The sequence below is a fragment of the Stutzerimonas stutzeri SDM-LAC genome (genome assembly GCF_000235745.1).
GTDB lineage: Bacteria > Pseudomonadota > Gammaproteobacteria > Pseudomonadales > Pseudomonadaceae > Stutzerimonas > Stutzerimonas stutzeri_H.
The window spans coordinates 1-22,856 of record NZ_AGSX01000122.1; the positions used below are offsets into that span (position 1 = coordinate 1).

The 22,856-nt window shown below is 62.9% G+C and carries 22 protein-coding genes; 15 read left to right on the forward strand and 7 right to left on the reverse strand.

Annotation, left to right across the window (positions count from 1 at the left end):
• Positions 1 to 115: 115 nt before the first annotated feature.
• The 5 genes from PSTU_RS0112540 to PSTU_RS0112560 all read left to right on the forward strand — a co-directional run bounded on the left by PSTU_RS0112540 (position 116) and on the right by PSTU_RS0112560 (position 3,430).
• Entirely contained in the window at positions 116 to 316 is a 201-nt protein-coding gene (locus PSTU_RS0112540) for a DUF1127 domain-containing protein (protein ID WP_019341378.1), read from the forward strand.
• A gap of 105 nt (positions 317 to 421) precedes the next feature.
• Positions 422 to 739, forward strand: coding sequence for a DUF2388 domain-containing protein (locus tag PSTU_RS0112545; RefSeq protein WP_019341379.1), 318 nt, complete (start codon positions 422 to 424; stop codon positions 737 to 739).
• 86 nt (positions 740 to 825) lie between these two features.
• Positions 826 to 1,149, forward strand: a complete 324-nt coding sequence (locus tag PSTU_RS0112550) for a DUF2388 domain-containing protein (RefSeq protein WP_019341380.1) — start codon at positions 826 to 828, stop codon at positions 1,147 to 1,149.
• Positions 1,146 to 1,466 (forward strand): DUF2388 domain-containing protein, encoded by a 321-nt coding sequence (locus PSTU_RS0112555; protein WP_019341381.1) that lies wholly within the window; start codon positions 1,146 to 1,148, stop codon positions 1,464 to 1,466. Before PSTU_RS0112550 ends, PSTU_RS0112555 begins: the two co-directional genes overlap by 4 nt.
• A 44-nt stretch (positions 1,467 to 1,510) precedes the next feature.
• Entirely contained in the window at positions 1,511 to 3,430 is a 1,920-nt protein-coding gene (locus tag PSTU_RS0112560) for a DUF4105 domain-containing protein (RefSeq protein WP_019341382.1), read from the forward strand.
• Positions 3,431 to 3,897: 467 nt separating this feature from the next.
• Here the strand turns inward: PSTU_RS0112560 and polA are convergent, their stop codons facing one another.
• Complete coding sequence (gene polA / locus PSTU_RS0112565; protein ID WP_019341383.1) at positions 3,898 to 6,642, reverse strand: DNA polymerase I; 2,745 nt, start codon at positions 6,640 to 6,642, stop codon at positions 3,898 to 3,900.
• A 76-nt stretch (positions 6,643 to 6,718) separates the two neighbouring features.
• Between polA and PSTU_RS0112570 the strand changes: the two genes are divergently transcribed.
• From PSTU_RS0112570 to ppnN, 3 genes are all read left to right on the forward strand, one after another.
• Positions 6,719 to 7,000, forward strand: a complete 282-nt coding sequence (locus tag PSTU_RS0112570) for a DUF2782 domain-containing protein (protein ID WP_019341384.1) — start codon at positions 6,719 to 6,721, stop codon at positions 6,998 to 7,000.
• A 30-nt stretch (positions 7,001 to 7,030) separates the two neighbouring features.
• Positions 7,031 to 7,981 (forward strand): homoserine kinase, encoded by a 951-nt coding sequence (locus PSTU_RS0112575; protein WP_019341385.1) that lies wholly within the window; start codon positions 7,031 to 7,033, stop codon positions 7,979 to 7,981.
• 242 nt (positions 7,982 to 8,223) lie between these two features.
• Positions 8,224 to 9,597 carry a nucleotide 5'-monophosphate nucleosidase PpnN gene (gene ppnN / locus PSTU_RS0112580; protein ID WP_019341386.1) on the forward strand — a complete coding sequence of 458 codons (1,374 nt, stop codon included), beginning with the start codon at positions 8,224 to 8,226 and terminating at the stop codon, positions 9,595 to 9,597.
• A 179-nt stretch (positions 9,598 to 9,776) separates the two neighbouring features.
• Here ppnN and PSTU_RS0112585 read toward each other — a convergent pair whose 3' ends face one another.
• From PSTU_RS0112585 to znuA, 3 genes are all read right to left on the reverse strand, one after another.
• The gene (locus PSTU_RS0112585) at positions 9,777 to 10,484 is read right to left on the reverse strand and encodes an NrdJb (protein ID WP_019341387.1); all 708 of its coding nucleotides are present in this window, start codon (positions 10,482 to 10,484) and stop codon (positions 9,777 to 9,779) included.
• 62 nt (positions 10,485 to 10,546) lie between these two features.
• Complete coding sequence (locus tag PSTU_RS0112590) at positions 10,547 to 12,697, reverse strand: adenosylcobalamin-dependent ribonucleoside-diphosphate reductase (protein ID WP_019341388.1); 2,151 nt, start codon at positions 12,695 to 12,697, stop codon at positions 10,547 to 10,549.
• A gap of 184 nt (positions 12,698 to 12,881) precedes the next feature.
• Positions 12,882 to 13,889, reverse strand: a complete 1,008-nt coding sequence (znuA, locus tag PSTU_RS0112595; RefSeq protein ID WP_029404758.1) for a zinc ABC transporter substrate-binding protein ZnuA — start codon at positions 13,887 to 13,889, stop codon at positions 12,882 to 12,884.
• A gap of 65 nt (positions 13,890 to 13,954) precedes the next feature.
• On the opposite strand from znuA, the gene PSTU_RS0112600 reads away from it, so the two are divergent.
• From PSTU_RS0112600 to PSTU_RS0112615, 4 genes are read left to right on the forward strand one after another with little or no spacing between them, the layout of a single operon-like run.
• Positions 13,955 to 14,440: a Fur family transcriptional regulator gene (locus tag PSTU_RS0112600; protein WP_019341390.1), complete on the forward strand. Its 486-nt coding sequence runs from the start codon at positions 13,955 to 13,957 to the stop codon at positions 14,438 to 14,440.
• A complete protein-coding gene (znuC, locus tag PSTU_RS0112605; RefSeq protein ID WP_019341391.1) occupies positions 14,437 to 15,207 on the forward strand; it encodes a zinc ABC transporter ATP-binding protein ZnuC in 771 nt (256 codons plus the stop codon). The genes PSTU_RS0112600 and znuC overlap by 4 nt, the downstream gene beginning before the upstream one ends.
• Positions 15,208 to 15,212: 5 nt before the next feature.
• Entirely contained in the window at positions 15,213 to 15,998 is a 786-nt protein-coding gene (znuB, locus tag PSTU_RS0112610; protein ID WP_019341392.1) for a zinc ABC transporter permease subunit ZnuB, read from the forward strand.
• A gap of 4 nt (positions 15,999 to 16,002) precedes the next feature.
• Entirely contained in the window at positions 16,003 to 16,500 is a 498-nt protein-coding gene (locus PSTU_RS0112615) for a M48 family metallopeptidase (RefSeq protein WP_019341393.1), read from the forward strand.
• 213 nt (positions 16,501 to 16,713) lie between these two features.
• On the opposite strand, the gene katE is transcribed toward PSTU_RS0112615, so the two are convergent.
• A complete protein-coding gene (katE, locus tag PSTU_RS0112620; protein ID WP_019341394.1) occupies positions 16,714 to 18,858 on the reverse strand; it encodes a catalase HPII in 2,145 nt (714 codons plus the stop codon).
• A 267-nt stretch (positions 18,859 to 19,125) separates the two neighbouring features.
• Between katE and PSTU_RS0112625 the strand changes: the two genes are divergently transcribed.
• From PSTU_RS0112625 to PSTU_RS0112635, 3 genes are read left to right on the forward strand one after another with little or no spacing between them, the layout of a single operon-like run.
• Positions 19,126 to 20,145 carry a methionine ABC transporter ATP-binding protein gene (locus PSTU_RS0112625; protein WP_019341395.1) on the forward strand — a complete coding sequence of 340 codons (1,020 nt, stop codon included), beginning with the start codon at positions 19,126 to 19,128 and terminating at the stop codon, positions 20,143 to 20,145.
• Complete coding sequence (locus tag PSTU_RS0112630; RefSeq protein WP_019341396.1) at positions 20,145 to 20,822, forward strand: methionine ABC transporter permease; 678 nt, start codon at positions 20,145 to 20,147, stop codon at positions 20,820 to 20,822. Before PSTU_RS0112625 ends, PSTU_RS0112630 begins: the two co-directional genes overlap by 1 nt.
• Positions 20,823 to 20,865: 43 nt before the next feature.
• Positions 20,866 to 21,639 carry a MetQ/NlpA family ABC transporter substrate-binding protein gene (locus tag PSTU_RS0112635; protein ID WP_019341397.1) on the forward strand — a complete coding sequence of 258 codons (774 nt, stop codon included), beginning with the start codon at positions 20,866 to 20,868 and terminating at the stop codon, positions 21,637 to 21,639.
• 137 nt (positions 21,640 to 21,776) lie between these two features.
• On the opposite strand, the gene PSTU_RS0112640 is transcribed toward PSTU_RS0112635, so the two are convergent.
• Positions 21,777 to 22,409, reverse strand: a complete 633-nt coding sequence (locus PSTU_RS0112640; RefSeq protein WP_019341398.1) for an SCO family protein — start codon at positions 22,407 to 22,409, stop codon at positions 21,777 to 21,779.
• 50 nt (positions 22,410 to 22,459) lie between these two features.
• The coding region (locus PSTU_RS0112645) for a UbiA family prenyltransferase (protein WP_019341399.1) at positions 22,460 to 22,856 on the reverse strand (397 nt) is incomplete at its 5' end.

The following is a 22,856-nucleotide window of genomic DNA, read 5'->3' on the forward strand; positions in this document are numbered from 1 at the left end:
GTTCGCACAACTGAACCGGCACAATTCAAACTCCCTGTGACTGTTACGCAACAGCCCGGCACGCGACTCTATCTGCCCATAACCCATCCCCGTTGATTGCGGGAAGGAGCGGCCCATGGAGCGCGTACTGACGTGGAGGCATACAGCTGCAAACGGCCTGCTGCCGCTGCACGCGATATGGCGGCAGCTACGCCTGTGGCAGCGACGCCTACGGACCCGACAACAACTGGCCGCACTCGACGAGCGTCAGTTGGCCGACGTTGGCATCAGCCAGAGCGAGCGGCTGGAAGAGCTGAGCAAGCCCTTCTGGCGCTGACACGGTGCTTCCAGGCGACCGCGTCGAGCCGTAAGCTGAACGGCAAGCCTGCCCGAATGTCATAGCGGTTATCGGCGGGAAATCGCGTCTAGCCTGGAGAACACCATGAACAAGTACCTGTTGTCAGTTGCCACCGCCGCCTGCCTGGTCGCGGGCACCGCGTCGGCCGGAAGCATCACCGGCACCATCGACGCCATTGGCGCCTCGCTGGTCAACACTGTGGAAGGGACGTCCGATATCAGCTCGAACCTCGGCGACGACAAGCTGGTGCTCGATGCCAAGGATGATGCAGCGCGCTTCGTCGCCAGCAATGGCGAGGCGCGCGGCGCGCAACTGGAAGCGGCGCTGACGCACATCCGCACCCAGGCCCCCGACCTCAATGCCAGTGACCTGCAGCTGGCCGGCGCTATCCTGGCGCTCTGATACGCACGCTGCATCAAGCGCAGCGCTGGCTCTAGGGCTGGCGTTTCGCTAGCCTTGGCGGCTGTTCCTCTGGCTCCAGGATTTGCATGCGTTCGCTTTACCTTGTACTCGCCGGCTGCTGCGTCTGCGGCAGCGTCCAGGCATTCGATACCACTCTCGCCGGTACGGTCGCCTCCAGCTACGTCGCCAGCCAGGTGACCAGTGCCCCGTTCGATAACAAGTTGATCCTCGATGCCCGCGACGACGCGGCCGGGTTCGTCGCCACGCAGGGAAACAGCCGTGGCGCTCGTCTGGAAGGTGCGCTGCGTTGGTTGCGCGAGCGGCAACCGCAGCTGACGGCCAGCGACTTGGAACTGGCCGAGGCAATCCTCGTCCAACGCCCCATCCCGTTCCTCCGAGAGACACCATGACACTCAAGCTGATCGTCGCGTCTTCCGCCCTGGCGCTTCTCGCCAGCGGCGCTCAGGCGCAAACGCTGGTAGCCACCAGTAATATCGTTGTCAACGCGCTGGACCGCAGCATCAATTTCACCTCCGATGTGACCAGCCGAATCAGCGACATGAAGGTCGTTGGCGAAGCCCGCGACGAGGCTGCCGGATTTGTCGCCAGCGGTGGTGAAATACGCGGCGCGCGACTGGAAGCAGCCCTTGGCCGCTTGCGCGATGCATTCCCCGAAGCCCAGCAGGCCAGTGACCTCGCTCTGGCCGAAGTCATCCTCGCTCAGTGAGGACATCTCGGGCCCCGTGGCTGGGCGTTGCGCTCACGCTTGTCATGGCGTTCGCCAACTTTTGCCAGGCCGAGCTACGCCTGACGCTGGATGACGCCGAGCTGCAACCGGCCGAACGCGCCGCCAGTCAGCAATTGCTGGACGAGGCGCTGGCCGCGCTGCCGCCGCGAATGCACGAGCGTCTTGACCGAGACGTCCGCGTCCGCTGGCATGACGGGCTGACCCATGATGTCTACGGCAGCGCTGGCGGCAATCTGCTGTTACTTAACCGGCGCCTGCTGCCGGCACTCACCGATGGCAGCGCAGCCGCCCAACGCACCGAGCGACCGCACGGCACGGTGCGCCAGGAAATGCTGGCGACGCTCATTCACGAAGTCGCTCATCTCTATGATCGCGCCCGCCTCTGGTCACCGGAAAACCATCGACAGCAGGCCTTCTGTGGCCAGCGCGCCAGCAGTCTCGGCCTGGTCGGATTGCCGGACAGCTGCCGCGGGCAGACCGAGCGCCGCTTCACCCTTAGCGACGACCCGCGCCTGCTCGACCTAGCCGGCTGGCCACAGCGCATTGGTCAGCGCGGCGCGCGCGAACAGGAAAACGCCCAGCAAGCACGCAGCCCTGATGCCTACGAGCTGAGCAGCCCGCTGGAATTCGTTGCGGTGAATCTCGAGTACTTTCTGCTGGACCCCAGCTACGCCTGCCGTCGTCCATTGCTGCATCGTTACTTCCGCCAGCATTTCGGCTGGCAGCCCGTCAGTACCGAGGCTTGCAAGGGCGCCCTGCCGATCCTCAATGCCGGACACGACTTTGCGCGCACCCCGCTGATCGAGCTCGACCCCGAGCGGGTCTATGAGGTCGACTATCTGTTTGCCGAAGCCAATGACGCCTGGGTCAGCCGCTGGGGCCACAGCATGCTGCGCCTGGTGATCTGTGCACCCGGGCGCCCACGCGGGCCGGATTGCCGGCTGGATCTGGATCATCACCTGGTGCTGTCTTTCCGCGCCTTCGTCGGCGATGTGCAGCTGTCGAGCTGGGACGGCCTCACTGGCGTCTACCCTTCTCGCCTGTTCGTCCTGCCGCTGGGCCAGGTGATTGATGAATACACAAAGGTCGAACTGCGCAGCCTCGCCTCCATTCCGCTGAAATTGCGGCGCGAGGAGATCGAAGACCTGGTGATCCGCAGCGCCGAAATGCACTGGAGCTACGACGGCGACTACTACTTCCTGTCGAACAACTGTGCAGTGGAAACCCTCAAGCTGCTACGTAGCGGCACAGCCCGCCCCGAGCTGACCGCATTGGACAGCATCCTGCCCAGCGGCCTTTTGGAAATCCTGATCAGCCGTGATCTGGCGGACACCCGCGTACTCGACGACCCGCGCGAGGCATTGCGCCTGGGTTATCGCTTCGACTCCTACCGCGACCGGTATCAGGCCATGTTCGCCGTGCTTCGTGAACGCTTGGGCCTGCCGCAAACGGACGTGGAAGCCTGGCTGGAACTAAGCGCCGAAGCGCGCCGTCCCTGGATCGAGCAAGCCGATCTGCGCGCCAGTGCGGCCTTGCTGCTGGTGGAACAGGCAGCGCTGCGCCGGCACCTGTTGTTGGCTCAGGAAGAGCTGAAGAATCGCTATCTGAGCGGCCGGCAACAGGCCGACCAGACCCTGGCCAAGGCGGACGAAACCCTGCAGGGCATTCTTGCCAACAGCGGTTATCTGAGCCAGCCGGCGCAATTGCTCGACGGCAACGGCTACGGGCTGCCGCAGGCCAGCGAATGGCAACGCCTGGAATCGGAAAGCAGCCAGCGCCAGGCCCGCCTGAACCAGCTCACCGATGCGCTGAACACCGAGGTGCGCCGGTTGCTGGGCAAGGAGCGGCGGCTGGAGCTGGAGGGCATCGAAGCCAATCTGGCGCAGATCGGTGGCCATCTGCGTAAATTGCACAAGGCGGGCGGCGGGCTGCAGCTGCCCTGAGAAGCGCCCGCCACGCAGGCCGATAGCCACGCAGCCCAGTCACGGCAGAGGCCACTTCTACCGCAGCGCGGCCAGCGATCCGGCACGAGGGCGTGCCGCCGCGTGAACAGACCTGCCTGCCGTCCCAGCACTTTTCTCCAGGCAAAAAAAACCTCGGACTTCGTTGGGGGAGGGGGAAGTCCGAGGTTTAAGTCCGGTGCGCCAATGACGCAACCAGAGATCTGCCAACACTTAACACAACAAGGAGCATCGAAAGGCTTTTACACCCTTCGCAGCCTATGACCGGCCTTTCGATCCATGAGTTCAATGCGAGACGAAAATTATTTCTGGTCACGGAGCGCAGCCGCTCTAGAACGCGGCGATCCAAGTCGGAATATTTTCTGCCGATCTTCTTCTGCCTCGATTCCGCAGCTGATGCAGCAGCGCCCGCGGAAACAACCTCCAGCGGCACTCGCTCCTGCATGCTCTTAGTGCGCTTCGTCCCAGTTATTGCCGACCCCAGCTTCGACCAGCAGCGGCACGTCCAGCTGAGCGGCTGCGCTCATCAACGGCAGAATCTGCGCACGTACCTGCTCGACCAGATCTTCCCGGACTTCGACTACCAGCTCATCGTGTACCTGAAGGATGACGCGCGCATCCAGTCCACTGTCCTGCAGCCAGTTGTCCACGGCGATCATGGCGCGCTTGATGATGTCTGCTGCAGTGCCCTGCATCGGTGCGTTGATCGCGGTGCGCTCGGCGCCCTTGCGCATGGCGCCGTTCTTCGAATTGATCTCCGGCAGGTACAGCCGCCGGCCGAACAGCGTTTCCACGAAACCCTGCTCCGCCGCCTGGGCGCGGGTGCGCTCCATGTAGGCGAGCACGCCGGGGTAACGCGCAAAGTAACGGTCAATGTAAGCCTGCGCCTCGCCGCGCCCGACGTCGATCTGCTTGGCCAGGCCGAAGGCGCTCATGCCGTAGATGAGGCCGAAGTTGATCGCCTTGGCGCTACGGCGTTGATCGTTGCTGACCTGATCCAGCTCGACGCCGAACACTTCCGCAGCAGTGGCGCGGTGCACGTCCAGGTCGTTCTGGAAGGCGTGTAGCAAGCCGGCGTCCTGCGCCAGGTGCGCCATGATGCGCAGCTCGATTTGCGAATAGTCAGCCGCCAGCAGCTTGTAGCCCGGTGCGGCAACAAAGGCCTGACGAATACGTCGGCCCTCGGCGGTGCGGATCGGGATGTTCTGCAGGTTCGGATCGCTCGAAGACAGTCGCCCGGTTGCGGTCACGGCCTGGTGATAGCTGGTGTGGATGCGGCCGGTGCGAGGGTTTATCTGCAGCGGCAGCTTGTCGGTGTAGGTGCCCTTGAGCTTGCTCAGGGAGCGGTGCTGCATGATGACCTTGGGCAGCGGGTAGTCACGATCGGCCAGCTCGGCCAGCACGCTTTCGGCGGTAGACGGCTGACCGCCAGCCGTCTTTGACAGCACCGGGCAGCCGAGCTTGTCATACAGGATCGCGCAGAGCTGCTTGGGCGAGCCGAGGTTGAACTCTTCACCAGCGATGCCATAGGCCTCGCGCTCCAACTCGACCAGCTTGTTGCCCAACTCGACGCTCTGCAGGCCGAGCAGGTTGGCATCGACCAGTGCGCCGTTGCGCTCGATACGCGCCAACACCGGAACCAGCGGCATTTCGATTTCGTTGAGCACCTTGAGCAGCGAAGGCGTGGCTTCGAGCTTGCCCATCAGGGTCTGGTGCAGGCGCAGGGTAACGTCGGCATCTTCGGCGGCATAAGGTCCGGCCTGCTCGACGGCGATCTGATCGAAGGTCAGCTGCTTGGCACCCTTGCCGGCGATGTCCTCGAAACGGATGGTGCCGCGGCCGAGGTATTTCAGCGCGAGGCTGTCCATGTCGTGGCGGGTGGCGGTGGCGTCGAGCACGTAGGATTCGAGCATGGTGTCGAAGGTCATGCCGTGCATCTCGATGCCGTAGTGCATCAGCACGTTCATGTCGTATTTGCCGTGCTGGCAGATCTTGCGCGTGTTCGGGTCTTCCAGCAGCGGTTTGAGCGCGGCCAGTACGGCATTCATGTCCAGCTGCTGCGGAACGCCCATGTAGCTGTGGCCGAGTGGCACATAGGCGGCCTGGCCAGCCTCGATGGCAAAGGAGACGCCGACCAGCTGCGCCTTCTGCGCGTCGATACTGGTGGTTTCGGTGTCGAAAGCAAAGCAGTCTGCAGCCTTCAGACGCTCGAGCCAGGCGTCGAACTCGGCCTGTTCGAAGATCGTGCTGTATTCGGCTTCGGCCTGGATCGAGCAGCCCTCGGGCTGCACTTCGCAGTTCTCGCCAGCCGCCTTGGCTTCACGCAGCAGATCGTCCAGCCAGTTCTTGAACTCCAGCTCGCGGTACAACGCGATCAAGGCTTCGCGGTGCGGCTCGCCGGGCATCAGGTCGCCGACCTCTACATCCAGCGGGACGTCGATCTTGATGGTCGCCAGCTCGTAGGACATGAACGCCGCGTCGCGATGTTCCTCGAGCTTGGCGGCCAGTGACTTAGCGCCGCGGATCGGCAGGTCGCAGACCTTGTCGAGGTTCTCGTAGAGGCCCTTGATGCCCCCTTCGATGCCGTTGAGCAGGCCGCACGCGGTCTTCTCGCCGACGCCAGGCACGCCCGGGATGTTGTCGACCTTGTCGCCCATCAGCGCAAGGAAATCGATGATCAGCTCCGGGCCGACGCCAAACTTGGTCCTCACGCCTTCGATGTCATACACGCTGCCGGTCATGGTGTTGACCAAGGTGACGTGCGGGCAGACCAACTGGGCCATGTCCTTGTCGCCCGTGGAGATGATCACGTCGCGCCCCAGCGCCGCGCATTGCCGCGCCAGGGTGCCGATTACGTCGTCGGCTTCGACCCCGTCGACGCACAGCAGCGGCATGCCCAACGCGCGAACACTGGCATGCAGCGGTTCGACCTGGCCACGCAGGTCATCGGGCATTGGCGGGCGATGGGATTTGTAGTCAGCGAACAGGGTGTCGCGGAAGGTCGGCCCCTTGGCATCGAAAACCACCGCGAAGGGGCTGTCCGGATATTGCCGACGCAACGACAGCAGCATGTTCAGCACGCCCTTCACCGCGCCGGTGGGCTTGCCGGTAGATGTGGTCAGCGGCGGCAGGGCGTGGAAGGCGCGGTAGAGGTAGGACGAACCGTCCACCAGAACGAGAGGCGCTTGGCTCATGAGCAGGATCAACCTTTTCGACGGGTCCGAGGCTAGAATGCGGGGGACCACTTGACGACAAAGGGACAAGGTTATCATGCGCACATTCAAACCTTTGCTGCTGGCCGGGCTGTTGGCACTCGTGCCGCTGAGCGGTTTCGCCCAGGAATCGGTCAATGGCGAGCCTGATGTCACGATTCGCCAGGAAGGTGATCGCACGGTTGAGGAATACCGTGTCAATGGCTTTCTCTACGCGGTGAAGATCACGCCCAAGACCGGCAAGCCGTATTTCCTGGTCCGCGCCGATGGCGACAGCAATTTCATCCGCGCCGATCGCCCGGACATGCTGATCCCGGCCTGGGAAATCTTCAGCTGGTAACCTGGCGACACACCTAACGGAAGGCAGCCCATGTCGGTTTTTACGCCCCTGCAACGCGAAGAGCTCGAAGTCTTCCTGGCGCCTTACGGGCTTGGCCGCCTGCGCGACTTCGAGGGCATCGCCGCTGGCAGCGAGAACAGCAACTTCTTCGTCAGCCTTGAGCAGGGCGAATATGTGCTGACCCTGATCGAGCGCGGCCCGAGCCAGGATTTACCCTTCTTCATCGAGCTGCTCGACGTGCTGCACCGCGCCGGCCTGCCAGTGCCCTACGCCCTGCGGACCGACCGCGGCGAAGCCCTGCGCACCTTGGCAGAAAAGCCGGCCTTGCTGCAGCCGCGACTGGCCGGCAAGCATGTCGCAGCGCCCAACGTTCACCAGTGCGCTGAGGTCGGCCGACTGCTGGCGCGGCTGCATCTGGCAACCCGCGAGCACATCATCGAACGGCGCAGCGATCGCGGCCTGGACTGGATGCAGGACGAAGGCCCGGCACTGGCGCTGTCGCTAGACGACGCTCAGTTACCGCTGCTGCGTGACGGCCTGACCGAGATTGCCGAGCTCAAGCCCAAGATTGTCGCCCTGCCGCGCGCTAACCTGCATGCCGATCTGTTCCGCGACAACCTGCTGTTCGAAGGCAGCCACCTGACCGGCGTGATCGACTTCTACAACGCCTGTTCCGGGCCGATGCTCTACGACATTGCAATCACCGTAAACGACTGGTGCTCGCACCCCAACGGCGAGATCGATGAGACGCGCAGCCAGGCATTATTGGCCGCCTACTCCGCCCTGCGCCGTTTCACGCCGGCTGAAGCCGAGCTATGGAAGCCCATGCTGCGCGTCGCCTGCGTGCGTTTCTGGCTGTCGCGCTTGATCGCGGCGCAGAAGTTCGCTGGCCAACCGGTGTTGATCAAGGACCCCGACGAGTTCCGTCGTATGCTCAGCGCCCGTCAGGACTGCCACAGCGCGCTGCCGTTTGCCTTTTGAAACCCGCCTCAACCGGGACTCGCGTCGCGCCCCTCAGGAAAACCATTCGTTCCGCGTGCAATCAAACCGCCATGCGCGCTGTCAGAAAGGGGAGCCTTTGCGCCCATTCGCGGCTCTGTCCGGCGGCGCAATACCCGCTCGATTGCCCCTATTTACACGCTGTGGCCCATGGCCGCGGCGCTCAACATCCTGATGTGCCTGTCCGTCCCGGCCAGGCCGCATTGTTTTCAGGGAAAACACGCATGACCTCACGCTATGTAATCAATGCCTCGGTTACCCCAAAAGGTAGCCTGGAGACGCTGTCCCAACGGGAAGTCCAGCAACTGAGCAAAGCCGGTTGCGGCAGCACCTACACGCTGTTCCGCCAGTGCGCCCTGGCGATCCTCAACACCGGCGCGCGCATCGACAATGCCAAGACCATCCTCGAGGCCTACGATGACTTCGAAGTGCGCATTCACCAGCAGGATCGCGGCGTACGCCTGGAACTGCTCAACGCCCCGGCCGATGCCTTCGTCGACGGCGAAATGATCGCCAGCACCCGCGAAATGCTGTTCAGTGCGCTGCGTGACATCGTCTACACCGAAAGCGAACTGGGCAGCCCGCGCATCGACCTGAGCAGCTCCCAGGGCATCACCGACTATGTCTTCCACCTGCTGCGCAATGCACGCACCCTGCGCCCGGGCGTCGAGCCGAACATGGTGGTGTGCTGGGGTGGGCACTCGATCAGCACCGAGGAATACAAGTACAGCAAGCGCGTCGGCCATGAGTTGGGGCTGCGCAACCTGAACATCTGCACCGGCTGCGGCCCTGGCGTGATGAAGGGCCCGATGAAGGGCGCAACCATTGCCCATGCCAAGCAGCGCATCGGCGGCGGCCGTTACCTGGGCCTGACCGAGCCGGGAATCATTGCTGCCGAGGCACCGAACCCGATCGTCAACGAGCTGGTGATCATGCCGGATATCGAGAAGCGCCTGGAGGCGTTCGTCCGGGTCGGTCACGGCATCATCATCTTTCCCGGCGGCGTCGGTACGGCCGAAGAATTCCTCTACCTGCTGGGCATCCTGCTGCATCCGGACAACCGCGACGTGCCCTTCCCGGTCATCCTCACCGGTCCGGAAAGCGCGGCGCCCTATCTGGAGCAGATTCGCGAATTCGTCGGCGCCACGCTCGGCGAGAAAGCCCAGGGGCTTTACCAGATCATCATCGACAACCCGACCGAGGTGGCCCGACAGATGTCCGAGGGATTGAAGGCCGTCAAACAGTTCCGCCGCGAGCGCAACGATGCCTTCCACTTCAACTGGCTGCTGAAGATCGAGGAAGGCTTTCAGCACCCCTTCGATCCGACCCACGAGAACATGGCCAGCCTGCAACTGACCCGCGACGTGCCGCCCCATCTGCTGGCGGCGAACCTGCGCCGCGCCTTCTCCGGGATCGTCGCGGGCAACGTCAAGGACAAGGGCATTCGCCGCATCGAGCAGTTCGGCCGCTACGAAATACACGGCGATCCGACGATCATGAAGCCGCTGGATGCGCTGCTGCAGGCCTTCGTTGAACAGCACCGGATGAAACTGCCGGGTGGTCGGCCCTACGAGCCCTGCTATCGCGTGGTGACCTGAGAGTCGGAACGGGCCGAGGCGGCGACGTCGCCCGGCCCGATCATGCGGCGAACGAGGGAAGCGCCGCTGGCGAATCCATCCTGTAAAGCAGCCCAAGCAACGTCGGTTGGATTAGCCGAAGGCGTAAACCGACAATCCGAAGGCGCAATCCGCCGCCCCGCATGGGTAATCCGGCTTGTCTAGCCGCACTTGGAATTGCCGCAATTGAGGCACGTGGCGCAGCCGTCCATCTGCACCACCGCTTGGGTGCTGCACTTGCTGCACAGCTGCGCGCCGGCCGGAAAGCCCTCGCCCGGCTCAACCGTGGCGGCGCCCTGGCTGGCCTCGTAGGCGGCGCGTTTCTCGGCCAGGTACTTGAGCTGGGTTTCGTCCAGCGCGTGGCCTTCGAGCATGCCAATCGCGATCAGGTGGCGCTCCAGCACGCCGCCGATCTCAGCGACGATGGACGGCATGTAGATGCCGCCCTTCTTGAGATAGCCGCCGCGGGGATCGAACACTGCCTTGAGCTCTTCCACGAGGAAGGTGCAATCACCGCCTTTGCGGAACACTGCCGACATGATCCGGGTGAGCGCGACGATCCACTGGAAGTGGTCCATGTTCTTTGAATTGATAAATATCTCGAACGGCCGACGCTGCTCGTGCTGGGTACCGGCGTTGAGCACCACATCGTTAACGGTGACATAGAGCGCGTGTTCGAACAGCGGCGACTTGATCTTGTAAGTCATGCCGATCAGGGTTTCCGGACGCTGCAGGCTCTCGTCCATCTCCACGACCTGAACCGGCTTCGCGGCCTTGCTGTCGCTGCTGTTCGCCGCGGCGACGGGACGCTCGATGGTCTCGTCGACGACTTTGAAGCCCTTGATGCGCTGGGTGATCTTTACAGTCATTGTCCAATCTCTCCTGCCGGGCGGCAGACGCGGCCCGGCGCTTAATTCGGTGGCGGTCCGGCTCAGTACTTGCCGTAGTAGCCTTCTTTGAGCGCATCGAACAGGTTGGCGGCGGAATTGACCTCGCCATCGTATTCGACTTCCTCGTTGCCCTTGAGCTCGACCACGCTGCCGTCTTCGAGAACGAAGCGGTACAGGGTCTTTTCCAGATCGGCTTCCTTGACCAGCACGCCCTGGAACGCCGCCGGGTTGAAGCGGAAGGTGGTGCAGCCCTTGAGACCCTGGCGCCAGGCGTAACGGTAGATGTCCTTGAACGCCTCGAACGGGTAATCGGTGGGCACGTTGGCGGTCTTGGAGATCGACGAGTCGACCCATTTCTGCGCCGCGGCCTGGATGTCGACGTGCTGCGTCGGGGTGATGTCGTCGGCAGTGATGAAATACTCAGGCAGCTGCTGTGACGGGTCGGTAGAACCGGGCTGCGCCTTGGCATTGATCAGGGTGCGGTAGGCCAGCAGCTCGTAGCTGAACACCTCGATCTTTTCCTTGGCTTTGCGCCCGGCGCGGATCAGGTTGCGCGAGTAATGATGCGCGAAGCTCGGCTCGATACCGTTTGAAGCGTTGTTGGCCAGGCTCAGGCTGATAGTGCCGGTCGGCGCGATGGAGCTGTGGTGGGTGAAGCGCGCGCCTTGCTCTGCCAGCTGATCGATCAGTTCAGGGGCGTATTCCGCGATCTTCTGCATGTAGCGCGAATATTTCGCGTGCAGCACGCGGCCCGGTACCTGATCGCCGATCTGGTAGCCGTCCTTTTTCATTTCGGGGCGTTTGCGCAGCATTTCGGCGGTGACCTCGAACGTCTCCGTCAGCAGCGGCGCGGGGCCTTTTTCCTTGGACAGCTCCAGCGCCTGCTCCCAGCCGACCAGCGCCATCTCGCGGGCGACTTCTTCGGTGAACACGCAGGCTTCAGGGCTGCCGTACCGCAGCTTGAGCAGCGTCAGCGTCGAGCCGAGGCCGAGGAAGCCCATACCGTGGCGGCGCTTGCTTTCGATCTCGTGGCGCTGCTGTACGAGCGGCAGGCCGTTGATCTCGACGACGTTGTCGAGCATGCGGGTGAACAGGCGCACCACTTCGCGGTACTTGTCCCAGTCGAATCGTGCGTCGACGCCGAACGGATCGACCACAAAGCTGGTCAGGTTGATCGAGCCCAACAGGCAGGAGCCATAGGGTGGCAGCGGCTGCTCGCCGCACGGGTTGGTGGCGCGGATCGCTTCGCACCACCAGTTGTTGTTCAACTGGTTGACCCGATCGATGAGGATGAAGCCCGGCTCCGCGTAGTCATACGTGGAGACCATGATCATGTCCCACAGATGCCGCGCCTTGACCCGACCGTAGATCTTGCACGCCACCAAGCCGTCTTCGCGAACAATGTAGCCGTCATGAGTCGGCCATTCGCGCCAGACCACCTGTTCCGAATCGTCCAGATCCAGCTCGGCCTTTTCCTTGAGATGCAGCGGGAAGATCAGTGGCCAGTCGGCGTCGTTCTCCACCGCCTGCATGAACTCGTCGGTGATCAGCAGGCTCAGATTGAACTGGCGCAACCGACCATCTTCGCGTTTGGCACGAATGAACTCGCGCACATCGGGATGACCGACGTCGAAGGTGCCCATCTGCGCGCCGCGGCGTCCACCGGCGGAGCTGACCGTGAAGCACATCTTGTCGAAGATATCCATGAACGACAGCGGCCCGCTGGTGTGCGCGCCAGCGCCCGAGACGAACGAGCCACGTGGGCGCAGGGTGCTGAATTCGTAGCCGATGCCGCAGCCGGCTTTCAGCGTCAGGCCAGCCTCATGCACTTTGCCGAGGATGTCGTCCATCGAATCGCTGATGCTGCCCGAGACGGTGCAGTTGATGGTCGAGGTGGCAGGCTTGTAGTCCTGCGCGCCGGCGTTGGAGATGATCCGCCCGGCCGGGATTGCGCCATTGCGCAATGCCCATAGAAAGCGTTCATACCAGCGCTCGCGCTGCTTCACCGGCTCGACGTCGGCCAGAGCTCGCGCGACCCGCTGCCAGGTCGCATCGACGCTGTCATCGATGGGCGCGCCGTCCTTGTTCGTCAGGCGGTATTTCTGCGCCCAGATGTCCTCGGAGGCCGCCTGCAAGGCGATGCTCGAAGTGGTATTGCTCGCTGCCACGATGGGGCCATCCGTCTTCGCCATGCGCTGCGCATCCTCGTGTCGATGGATAAAAAAATAAGCGCGAAGCTTAAGCCAGGTGACGACAAAGCACACCTGATTCGAGTCAAGCCACTCGACGGATAACCACTTTGCGGATCGACGGCGGGCGCGGATCGGCTGAAGTCATCAACGGTAGAACCACGCCATAGCTTTTGGGATCAGCCTGCTAGAGCGACTCCAGGCACGCTGCGAGCGAGGTGCCAAGGTTTTCGATCAACTGCTCATAGCCGGTAGCGGTGGCCTCGATGCCATGGCCCATGGCGTCCAGTTCGGCCACGCTCACCGGCAGGCCTCGAACCAGACTGTCGGCCAGCCGTGGACGAGCCGGTGGTTCATGGAACACGCAGCTGGGGCCGGCCTGCTCCAGGCGCTGACGCATTTCTGCGACGTGACGCGCACCGGGTTGGGCCTCGCCCCCTGCGCTGAAGACGCCCGTATGCTGGAGGCCATACGCCGCTTCGAAATAATCATAAGCTTCATGAAAGACGAAGAAGGGCCTGCTGCGCGTATCGCTCAGGCGCGCTTGCAGGCGCTGATCAAGCGCGTCCAGACGCTGGCTGAACGCCTCGAGATTGGCCTGGTAGCGCCGTGCATTGGAAGGATCCAGCGCGGCCAGATCCGCGGCAATTCGTGACGCGATGACCTGCGCGTTAGCCGGCAGCAGCCAGAGGTGCGCATCGAGACTGCCTGATCGGTGCGCATGGTCGTGCTCGTCAGCTGCGGAAGCATGCCCGCCGTGGGCTTGCTGAGCATGCGGGTCGTGCGACTCGTCCGCATGGTCGTCGTGTTCCGCATGGCTGTCTTCGTCGTGGTGGGCATCGACATGAGCCTCGCCGAAATGGCGCAGCGTCAGCCCCGGCAGGGACTGCACCGCCACGCTCGGTCCCTTGCGGGCGTTTAGCACCGGTTCGAGAAAAGCCTCCATATCCGGGCCGACCCAGTAGAGCAACGCCGCGCTGCGGATCTGCCGTACGTCGGATGGCCGCAGCGCGTAGTGGTGAGCCGAGGCGCCGGCGGGGAGCAGCACTTGCGGCTCGCCGACGCCATCCTGAACGGCCGCTGCAATCAGCTGCAGCGGTTTAATACTGGTCAGCACCGCAACCTCGGCACGGGCCGCTGTGCTGCCAAGAAGAACCAGGACCACAAGTAATGGCAACGAAAAAAGACGAAACACAGGCAACACTCGCTTGGACTGAATGGGTAACATAATAACGTCTCTCCCTCACATCGTCTCTGCCCATGTCCAAGACACCGCTGGCCTACACCGCCCACAACCATGATCACTGCGTCAGCAGCGCGCTGGCCGAAGCCGACACGCTCTGTGAGCGCTCCGGTGTGCGCCTGACTGCCCTGCGTAAACGCGTACTGGAGCTGGTTTGGCAGAGTCATAAGCCGCTGGGTGCCTATGACATCCTCGCCGAGCTGACCGCTCAGGATGGCCGCCGGGCGGCGCCGCCGACAGTCTATCGGGCGCTGGATTTCCTTCTGGAAAACGGCCTCGTTCACCGTATCGCCTCGCTCAATGCATTCATTGGCTGCAACCATCCGGAACATCCACATCAGGGTCAGTTCCTGATTTGTCGTAACTGCCACACAGCCATCGAGCTGGAACAGCCGCTCATCAGCGAGGCCATCGAACAGGCGGCGCAAGGCGTGGATTTCCAGGTCGAGGGCCAGACGGTGGAAGTTGTCGGTCTTTGCGCGCCTTGCCGGAGCACCGCATGAGCGAGGCATTGATCCGCCTGGAGGATATCCACGTGCGCTTCGCCAGGCAGGCGGTGCTTGAAGGCGCCGAATTGCGCGTGCACCGCGGCGAGATCGTTACACTGATCGGCCCCAACGGCGCCGGCAAGACGACCCTGGTGCGCGCCGTACTCGGCTTGCTGAAGCCCGACAGTGGCACCGTCTGGCGCAAGCCGAAGCTGCGTGTCGGCTACATGCCGCAGAAACTTCACGTCGACCCGACCCTGCCGCTCTCAGTGTTGCGCTTTCTGCGCCTGGTACCTGGCGTGGAACGCGCCGCTGCGCTGGCGGCGCTGAACGAGGTGGGCGCCGAGCACGTCATCGACAGCCCGCTGCAATCGGTTTCCGGCGGCGAAATGCAACGGGTACTGCTGGCCCGCGCGCTGCTGCGCGAGCCGGAGCTGCTGGTGCTCGACGAGCCGGTACAGGGTGTGGATGTGGCTGGCCAGGCCGAGCTCTACCGGCTGATCGGCCAATTGCGCGAGCGCTATGGCTGCGGCGTGCTGATGGTGTCCCATGACCTGCATCTGGTAATGAGCGCGACCGACCAGGTGGTCTGCCTGAATCGCCACGTCTGCTGCTCCGGCCACCCGGAGCAGGTCAGCGCTGACCCGGCGTTCGTCGAACTGTTCGGCCAGGATGCCCGCAGCCTGGCGGTCTATCACCATCAGCACGATCACAGCCACGACCTGCACGGCAGCGTGGTCACCGGCAAACCTCACGTCCACGGCCCGAATTGCAAGCACTGATCGATATGCCCGATTTTCTACTTAACGCGCTGCTCGCCGGCCTCGCGCTGGCGCTGGCGGCCGGCCCGCTCGGCTCCTTCGTGGTCTGGCGGCGCATGGCCTATTTCGGCGACACCCTCGCGCATTCCGCGCTCCTCGGCGTGGCGCTGGGGTTGCTGCTGGAGGTCAACCTGACGCTGGCGGTGATCGTCTGCTGCGTGCTGCTGGCCGTGTTGCTGGTGACCCTGCAACAGCGCCAACCCCTGGCTTCGGACACCCTGCTCGGCATCCTCGCGCACAGCGCGCTGTCGCTCGGATTGGTCTCGCTGAGCTTCATGCAGGACGTGCGCATTGACCTCATGGGCTACCTGTTCGGCGACCTGCTGGCAGTGGGCCCGACCGACCTGGCCTGGATCGTGGGCGGCAGCGCGCTGGTGCTGCTGGCGCTGATCCCGCTGTGGCGGCCATTGCTGGCGGTGACCGTGCATGAGGAACTGGCGAAGGTGGAAGGGCTGCCAGTCGCAGCCATCCGCCTGGCGCTCATGCTGCTGATCGCCATGGTGATCGCCGTGGCGATGAAGATTGTCGGCGTCCTGCTGATCACGTCACTGCTGATCATCCCGGCCGCCGCGGCCCAGCGCCACGCCCGCACGCCGGAACAGATGGCCCTGGGCGCCAGCCTGCTGGGCCTGCTGGCGGTGTGCATGGGCCTGTCGCTGTCGTGGTTCAAGGACACGCCGGCTGGCCCATCGATTGTGGTCTCGGCGGCCGCGCTGTTTCTGCTGAGCTTTGCCTGGCGGCGCAGGGCCTGAACTCATGACAGCATTGAAGTACCTGCGCGGTTACCCCGAATCGTTGCAACAGCAGATTCGCCAGCTGATCGACGAGCAAAGGCTGGGCGACTACCTCGAACGCCGCTATCCGCAACGCCATCAGGTGCAGAGCGACAAGGCGCTGTATAGCTATGTGCAGCAGCTACGCCAGCAGCACCTGAAAAGCGCGCCGAGCATCGACAAGGTGCTCTACGACAGTCGCCTCGATCTCACCCACCGCGCGCTGGGCCTGCACACCGCGGTGTCGCGCGTGCAAGGCGGCAAGCTCAAAGCGAAGAAGGAGATTCGTGTCGCCGCGCTGTTCAAGGAAGCGGCGCCGGAATTTCTGCAGATGATCGTCGTGCATGAACTGGCGCACCTGCGCGAAAGCGACCACAACCGCGCCTTCTACAAGCTCTGCGAACACATGATGCCCGGCTATGCGCAGGCCGAATTCGACCTGCGCTGCTATCTACATTGGCGCGAACTGCCCGGTGCCTGACGGCACACTAAAGACTGGCACCGCCGGCACTGCAGACGGCTAGGCATACTAAGGTAGAGCTCCCGAAGGCAAAGCCACAGCGCACGCCTTTCTGCTCAAGTGGGAGACGCGACCCACGACGAATACCGCATAAGCGAAGTCGCCCAGAGGCGGGCCACCCACCAAAAGCGATTCGTGAACACGAATCCCGTGGTGGCCCACCCACTACGGCGCTTACGCCGGCACCTGCTCCGCCGAAGCTGAGCGCGCCCAGACGCGGTGTTGCGCCAGGGCCTGGGCGAACGCGGTGAACACCCGATCCACATCAGCATCATCGCCGCTTACCAAACCGGCATCCTCCGGCAGGTTCAGTGCGGTCAACAGCTGCCGTGCATCGCCCAGCACCGCGATCGGCTTGAGGTGCTTGTAGGCTTCGAGCAGGTAATGCTTGGCCACGCCGTTCTTGGCCATCATCTGCACGCTCTGCGCGCCACCGGGCACGAACACCGCGTCGAAGGCGATCGAAGGCATGCCGTCCATCGCGGCATCCGGCGTGAGCATGGTGCTGTCGGCCGTTTTAACTGGAGCCGGTGACGGGCCGATCAGTTTGGCGATTGCGCCCTCCGCCGTGAGCTTCTTCTTGAACGCCTCGATGGCCTTGCCGTCCACGCCGTTGGCGATGAGGATCGCCACCTTGCGCGACTTGATGTTGCCCGACAGATGATTCATCAGGCTCAGCGCCGGTGAGCTGGCCGGGTTGGGCTGTTTGATGCTCACGGTCGGTGCCGTCGGCGGCGTTACGCCAATGTTCTCAGCCACACGGCGCGCCAGTTCCAGATCGATATTGGCAAGAATCTCATTGACTTGACGCTCACGGATGAACACCCGCTCTACCTTGCCCAACTCGAAGCTGTAGGCGCCGATGATGTGCTCTTTCTCCGGCGCGCTCATGCTGTTCCAGAACAACGTGGCCTGAGAGAAGTGATCACCGAACGACGCGCTGCGCTGACGAACCTTGTGCCCTTCCATGCGCTCCGGGTAGCTCTCGAAGCCGCCACCGCTGGCCGCAGGTGGGGTTTCCTTCGGCCAGCCGCTGTCGATGGAGTTGGGCTCGTAGTTGGCGCGGCCCCGGTTGACCGTCTGGCGATGAAAGGCATCGCGCTGGTTGTTGTGCACTGGCGCAATGGAACGATTGATAGGAATCTCATGGAAGTTCGGCCCACCCAAACGCAGCAACTGGGTGTCTGTGTAGGAAAACAGCCGGCCCTGCAGCAGCGGATCGTTGGTGAAGTCGACGCCGGGCACGATATGGCCGATGTGGAACGCAGCCTGCTCGGTCTCGGCAAAGAAGTTGTCCGGGTTGCGGTTGAGCGTCATCTTGCCGAGCTTCTGCACCGGCACCAACTCTTCGGGGATGATCTTGGTCGGGTCGAGCAGGTCGAAATCGAACTTGTGCTCGTCGGCCTCTTCAACCACTTGCACGCCCAGCTCCCACTCGAAGTAGTCGCCCATCTCGATGGACTCCCACATGTCGCGACGGTTGAAGTCCGGGTCCTTGCCAGCCAGCTTCAGCGTTTCGTCCCAAACCAGCGAGAAGGCACCGGCTACCGGCTTCCAATGAAATTTGACGAAACGGCTTACGCCCTCGGCGTTGATCAGGCGGAAGGTATGCACGCCAAACCCTTCCATGGCGCGCAGGCTGCGCGGAATGGCGCGGTCGGACATGGTCCAGAGCACCATATGCGCCGACTCCGGCGTCAGCGAGACGAAATCCCAGAAGTTGTCGTGGGCCGACTGGCCTTGCGGGATCTCGTTGTGCGGCTCGGGTTTGACCGCATGCACGAAGTCGGGAAACTTGATCGCGTCCTGGATGAAGAACACCGGCATGTTGTTGCCGACCAGGTCGAAAATGCCTTCGTCGGTGTAGAACTTGGTGGCGAAACCGCGGACATCACGCACGGTGTCTGCCGAGCCGCGCGAGCCCTGAACGGTGGAAAAGCGCACGAAGACGGGCGTCTCCTTGCCTTTGCCAGCGAGGAACGAGGCCTTGGTCAGCGCGCTGTGGTCGTCATAGCTGACGAACACGCCATGCGCAGCGGAGCCGCGCGCATGAACGATGCGCTCGGGGATGCGCTCGTGGTCGAAGTGGGTCAGCTTCTCGCGCATGATGAAATCTTCGAGCAGCGACGGGCCGCGCTCGCCCGCCTTCAGGGTGTTCTGGTTATCGGCGATCTTCACGCCCTGGTTGGTGCTCAACGCTTCGCCGGTAGCGTCGGAGCGGAAGGTTTCGAGTTGGTCGAGCTTGGCGTTGTGGTTCGCGCGATCGACGGTATGTGTACCGGCCAGTTCACTGTGCTTTGGATCTTTTTTGTCCGTCATCTTGGGCCTCGGTTGAGCATGGGTGCGCTAAACCGCGAAGGGACCGGGCCTCATCTGGGGGCCGATGCTTGATCATTTCACGGCGTACCGGTAAGTGACCCAACAAAGCCGCTCAAGGTTGCGCGCTGCAACGATTTACACAGCCTATGGATGCAATGGCTTGCCTCAATAACCGCCGTTCGCTACGCCCGCCCGCCGCAAACGCGTAGAATGCACGCCTTTCGCCATCATCCAAGGCACATACGACCGCACCCACAAGGTTCGCCCGTGATTGAATTTCAGCAAGTCCACAAAACCTATCGGGTTGCCGGCCGGGGCACTGCTCGTGAAGTGCCCGCACTCAAACCGACCGAACTGACCGTCGGTGCCGGCGAAGTGTTTGGCCTGATCGGTCATTCCGGTGCAGGCAAGAGCACCTTGCTGCGCCTGATCAACCGCCTGGAAGAACCCTCCGGCGGACGCATCCTGGTCAACGGTGAAGATGTCACCGCGCTCGACGCCAACGGCCTGCGCCGCTTCCGTCAGCGGGTCGGGATGATCTTCCAGCATTTCAACCTGCTGATGTCCAAGACCGTAGCCGACAACGTCGCCATGCCGCTGCGCCTCGCTGGCAATCATTCACGCAGCGAGATCGACAATCGTGTCGCGGCCCTGCTCGAACGCGTCGGGCTGAAAGACCAGGCGCGCAAATACCCGGCGCAGTTGTCCGGCGGGCAGAAACAGCGCGTCGGTATCGCCCGCGCGCTGGCGACCGAGCCGGACATCCTGCTCTGCGACGAAGCCACCAGCGCGCTCGATCCGCAGACCACCGCTTCGGTGCTGCAGTTGCTCGCCGAAATCAACCGCGAACTGAACCTGACCATCGTGCTGATCACCCACGAAATGGACGTGATCCGCCGCGTCTGCGATCGCGTCGCGGTAATGGATGCAGGAGCCATCGTCGAGCAGGGGCCGGTGACCGAAGTATTTCTGCATCCGAAGCACCCGACCACGCAACGCTTCGTCCTTGAAGACGAAGCGGTCGATGAAGGCGAGCAACATGAAGATTTCGCCCATGTGCCCGGCCGGATTCTGCGCCTGACCTTTCAGGGTGAAGCCACCTACAAACCACTGCTCGGGACCGTCGCACGGGAGACCGGTGTGGATTTCAGCATCCTCTCGGGCCGCATTGATCGTATCAAGGACACGCCCTATGGCCAGCTGACCCTGGCGCTGGTGGGTGGCGACATGGCCGCGGCCCTGGCCCAGCTGGATGCAGCGGACGTTCACGTGGAGGTACTGCGCTGATGGACGCCCTATTCGGCTCTTTGTTTACGAACGTCGACTGGTACGAGATCTGGCTGGCGACCCTGGACACCCTGCTGATGCTCGGCGGATCACTGCTATTCACCATCATTCTCGGCCTGCCGCTGGGCGTGCTGCTGTTCCTCACCGGCCCGCGCCAGCTGTTCGAGAACGCCCCGCTCTACGGCTTTCTGTCGTTCGTGGTGAACGTGCTGCGCTCGTTGCCGTTCATCATTCTGCTGATCGTGATGATTCCCTTCACGGTGCTGGTTACCGGCACGTCGCTGGGCGTGGCCGGGGCGATTCCGCCGCTGGTGGTGGGCGCCGCGCCGTTCTTCGCGCGCCTGGTGGAAACCGCCCTGCGTGAGGTCGACCGGGGCATCATCGAGGCCACACAGGCGATGGGCGCCACCACCCGGCAAATCATCTTCAACGCCCTGTTGCCGGAGGCTCGTCCAGGCATCATTTCCGCCGTCACCGTCACCGCGATCACCCTCGTTTCCTACACCGCCATGGCCGGTGTGGTCGGCGCGGGCGGGCTCGGCGACCTGGCCATCCGCTTCGGCTATCAACGTTTCCAGACCGATGTCATGGTCGTCACTGTGGTGCTGCTGCTAGTCCTGGTTCAGGTACTGCAGAGCCTCGGTGACAAGTTGGTAACGCATTTTTCGAGAAAGTAACTGCCTAACCGGCACCGATACAGGAACCCACAAGGAGCCCTCCATGAAAAAACTGCTTGCTGCATTCGCCGCTGTCGCGGCTTTCTCCGCCCAAGCCGCCGACGAACTGAACGTCGCCGCCACGGCTGTTCCACACGCGGAAATCCTCGAATTCGTCAAACCTCAGCTGGCCGAACAGGGCGTTGATCTGAAGGTGAAGGTCTTCACCGACTATGTGCAGCCGAACATCCAGGTGTCCGAGAAGCGCCTGGACGCTAACTTCTTCCAGCACCAGCCGTACCTGGATGAGTTCAACAAGGGCAAGGGCACCGAACTGGTCAGTGTTGCTGGCGTACACATCGAGCCATTCGGCGCTTACTCGAGCAAGCACAAGTCGCTCGACGAGCTGCCCAAAGGTGCGACCGTAGTCATCCCCAACGACGCCACCAATGGCGGCCGTGCGCTGCTGCTGTTGGAAAAGGCTGGTGTGATCAAGCTGAAGGACGGCGCTGGGATCACCGCCACGCCAAAGGACATCGCCGAAAACCCGAAGAACATCAAGATTCGTGAGCTGGAAGCCGCGACTCTGCCGCGCGTGCTGACCCAGGTCGACCTGGCGCTGATCAACACCAACTACGCCCTCGAAGCCAAGCTCAACCCCACCGAAGACGCCCTGTTCATCGAAGGCAACGACTCGCCGTACGTGAACATCCTGGTCGCCCGTCCGGACAACAAGGACAGCGCCGCCATGCAGAAGCTGATCGAAGCGCTGCACAGCGAAAAGGTGAAGCAGTTCATCAATGAGAAGTACAAGGGCGCCGTCGTACCGGCGTTCTAAGCGAAAGGCGCATTTGCTAGCGCCCATCGTCTGTCACAAGGCCCGCCTGGCATACGCCAGCGCGGGCCTTTTTTTGTTGCGCCGTAGGCAAGATCGGGCTGCACAGGTGAAACCCATCGCCTGCATCGCAGGCGCCTCTATTCCAACGCCAGCACCGCCGGCAATTGCTCCGCGAGTTTTTCGGTGCGCATCGGCGCGCGAATGAAACCGCGCAAACGGCCGTCGGGACCGATCAGGGCCAGGTTGCCGCCGTGGTCGACGGTGTAGTCTTCTTTCGTGGTATCACCCGGAATGAAGGGCACGCCCGCCGCATTGGCTAGCGTTTGTATGTCATCCAGCGAGCCGGTCAGACCGATGAAACCCGCACCGAAGTAATCCAGGTACTTCTTCAACTGCTCCGGCGTGTCGCGCTCGGGGTCGACACTGACCAGGATCGGCTGCATCCGCTGCCGTGCTTCTTCTGGCAACTGGCCGCGCAGCTGGCGCAATTCTGCGAGCGTCGCGGGGCAGATATCCGGGCAGAAGGTGTAACCGAAGAACAGTAGGTTCCAGCGCCCTTCCAACGCCTTCATCGAGACCTGTTCGCCGTCCTGATTGGTCAGCGTCAGGTTCGGCACATCGCGGCCCTCGGGCAGCATAACGATGCCGGCATCGAGCAGGTCGGCGGTGTCTAACTGCTGTTCGGCGTTTAGCACCTTGTAAACCGTCAGGCCAATGACCAGCGCGACCAGCGCTACGAGGATGAATACGGTTTTCTGGATGCGGGTCATGGGATTCCTGTTATGGCTGGCCGGGCCGGCGAAAGGTGCTCCGCACAACCCTAGATATTCAGCGGCAGATAATGATCAACCAGCAAGGCGATGAACAGTGCGAACAGATACCAGATGCTGAATTTGAAGGTTTTGATGGCGGCATGCGGGCGGCTGTCGCGATAGAGCACCACCGCCCAGAACAGGAAGCGCGCACCGAGCAGCACGGCCGCGGCCAGGTACAGCGGGCCACTCATGTGGATGGCAAAGGGCATGACGCTGACCGCCAGCAGCATCGCGGTGTAGAGCAGGATGTGCACCTTGGTGTAGTGCTCGCCATGGGTCACCGGCAGCATCGGCACGTTGACCTTGGCGTACTCGTCCTTGCGGTGGATCGCCAGCGCCCAGAAGTGCGGCGGGGTCCAGGCGAAGATAATCAAGACCAGCAACAGCGGCTCCGCAGGTACC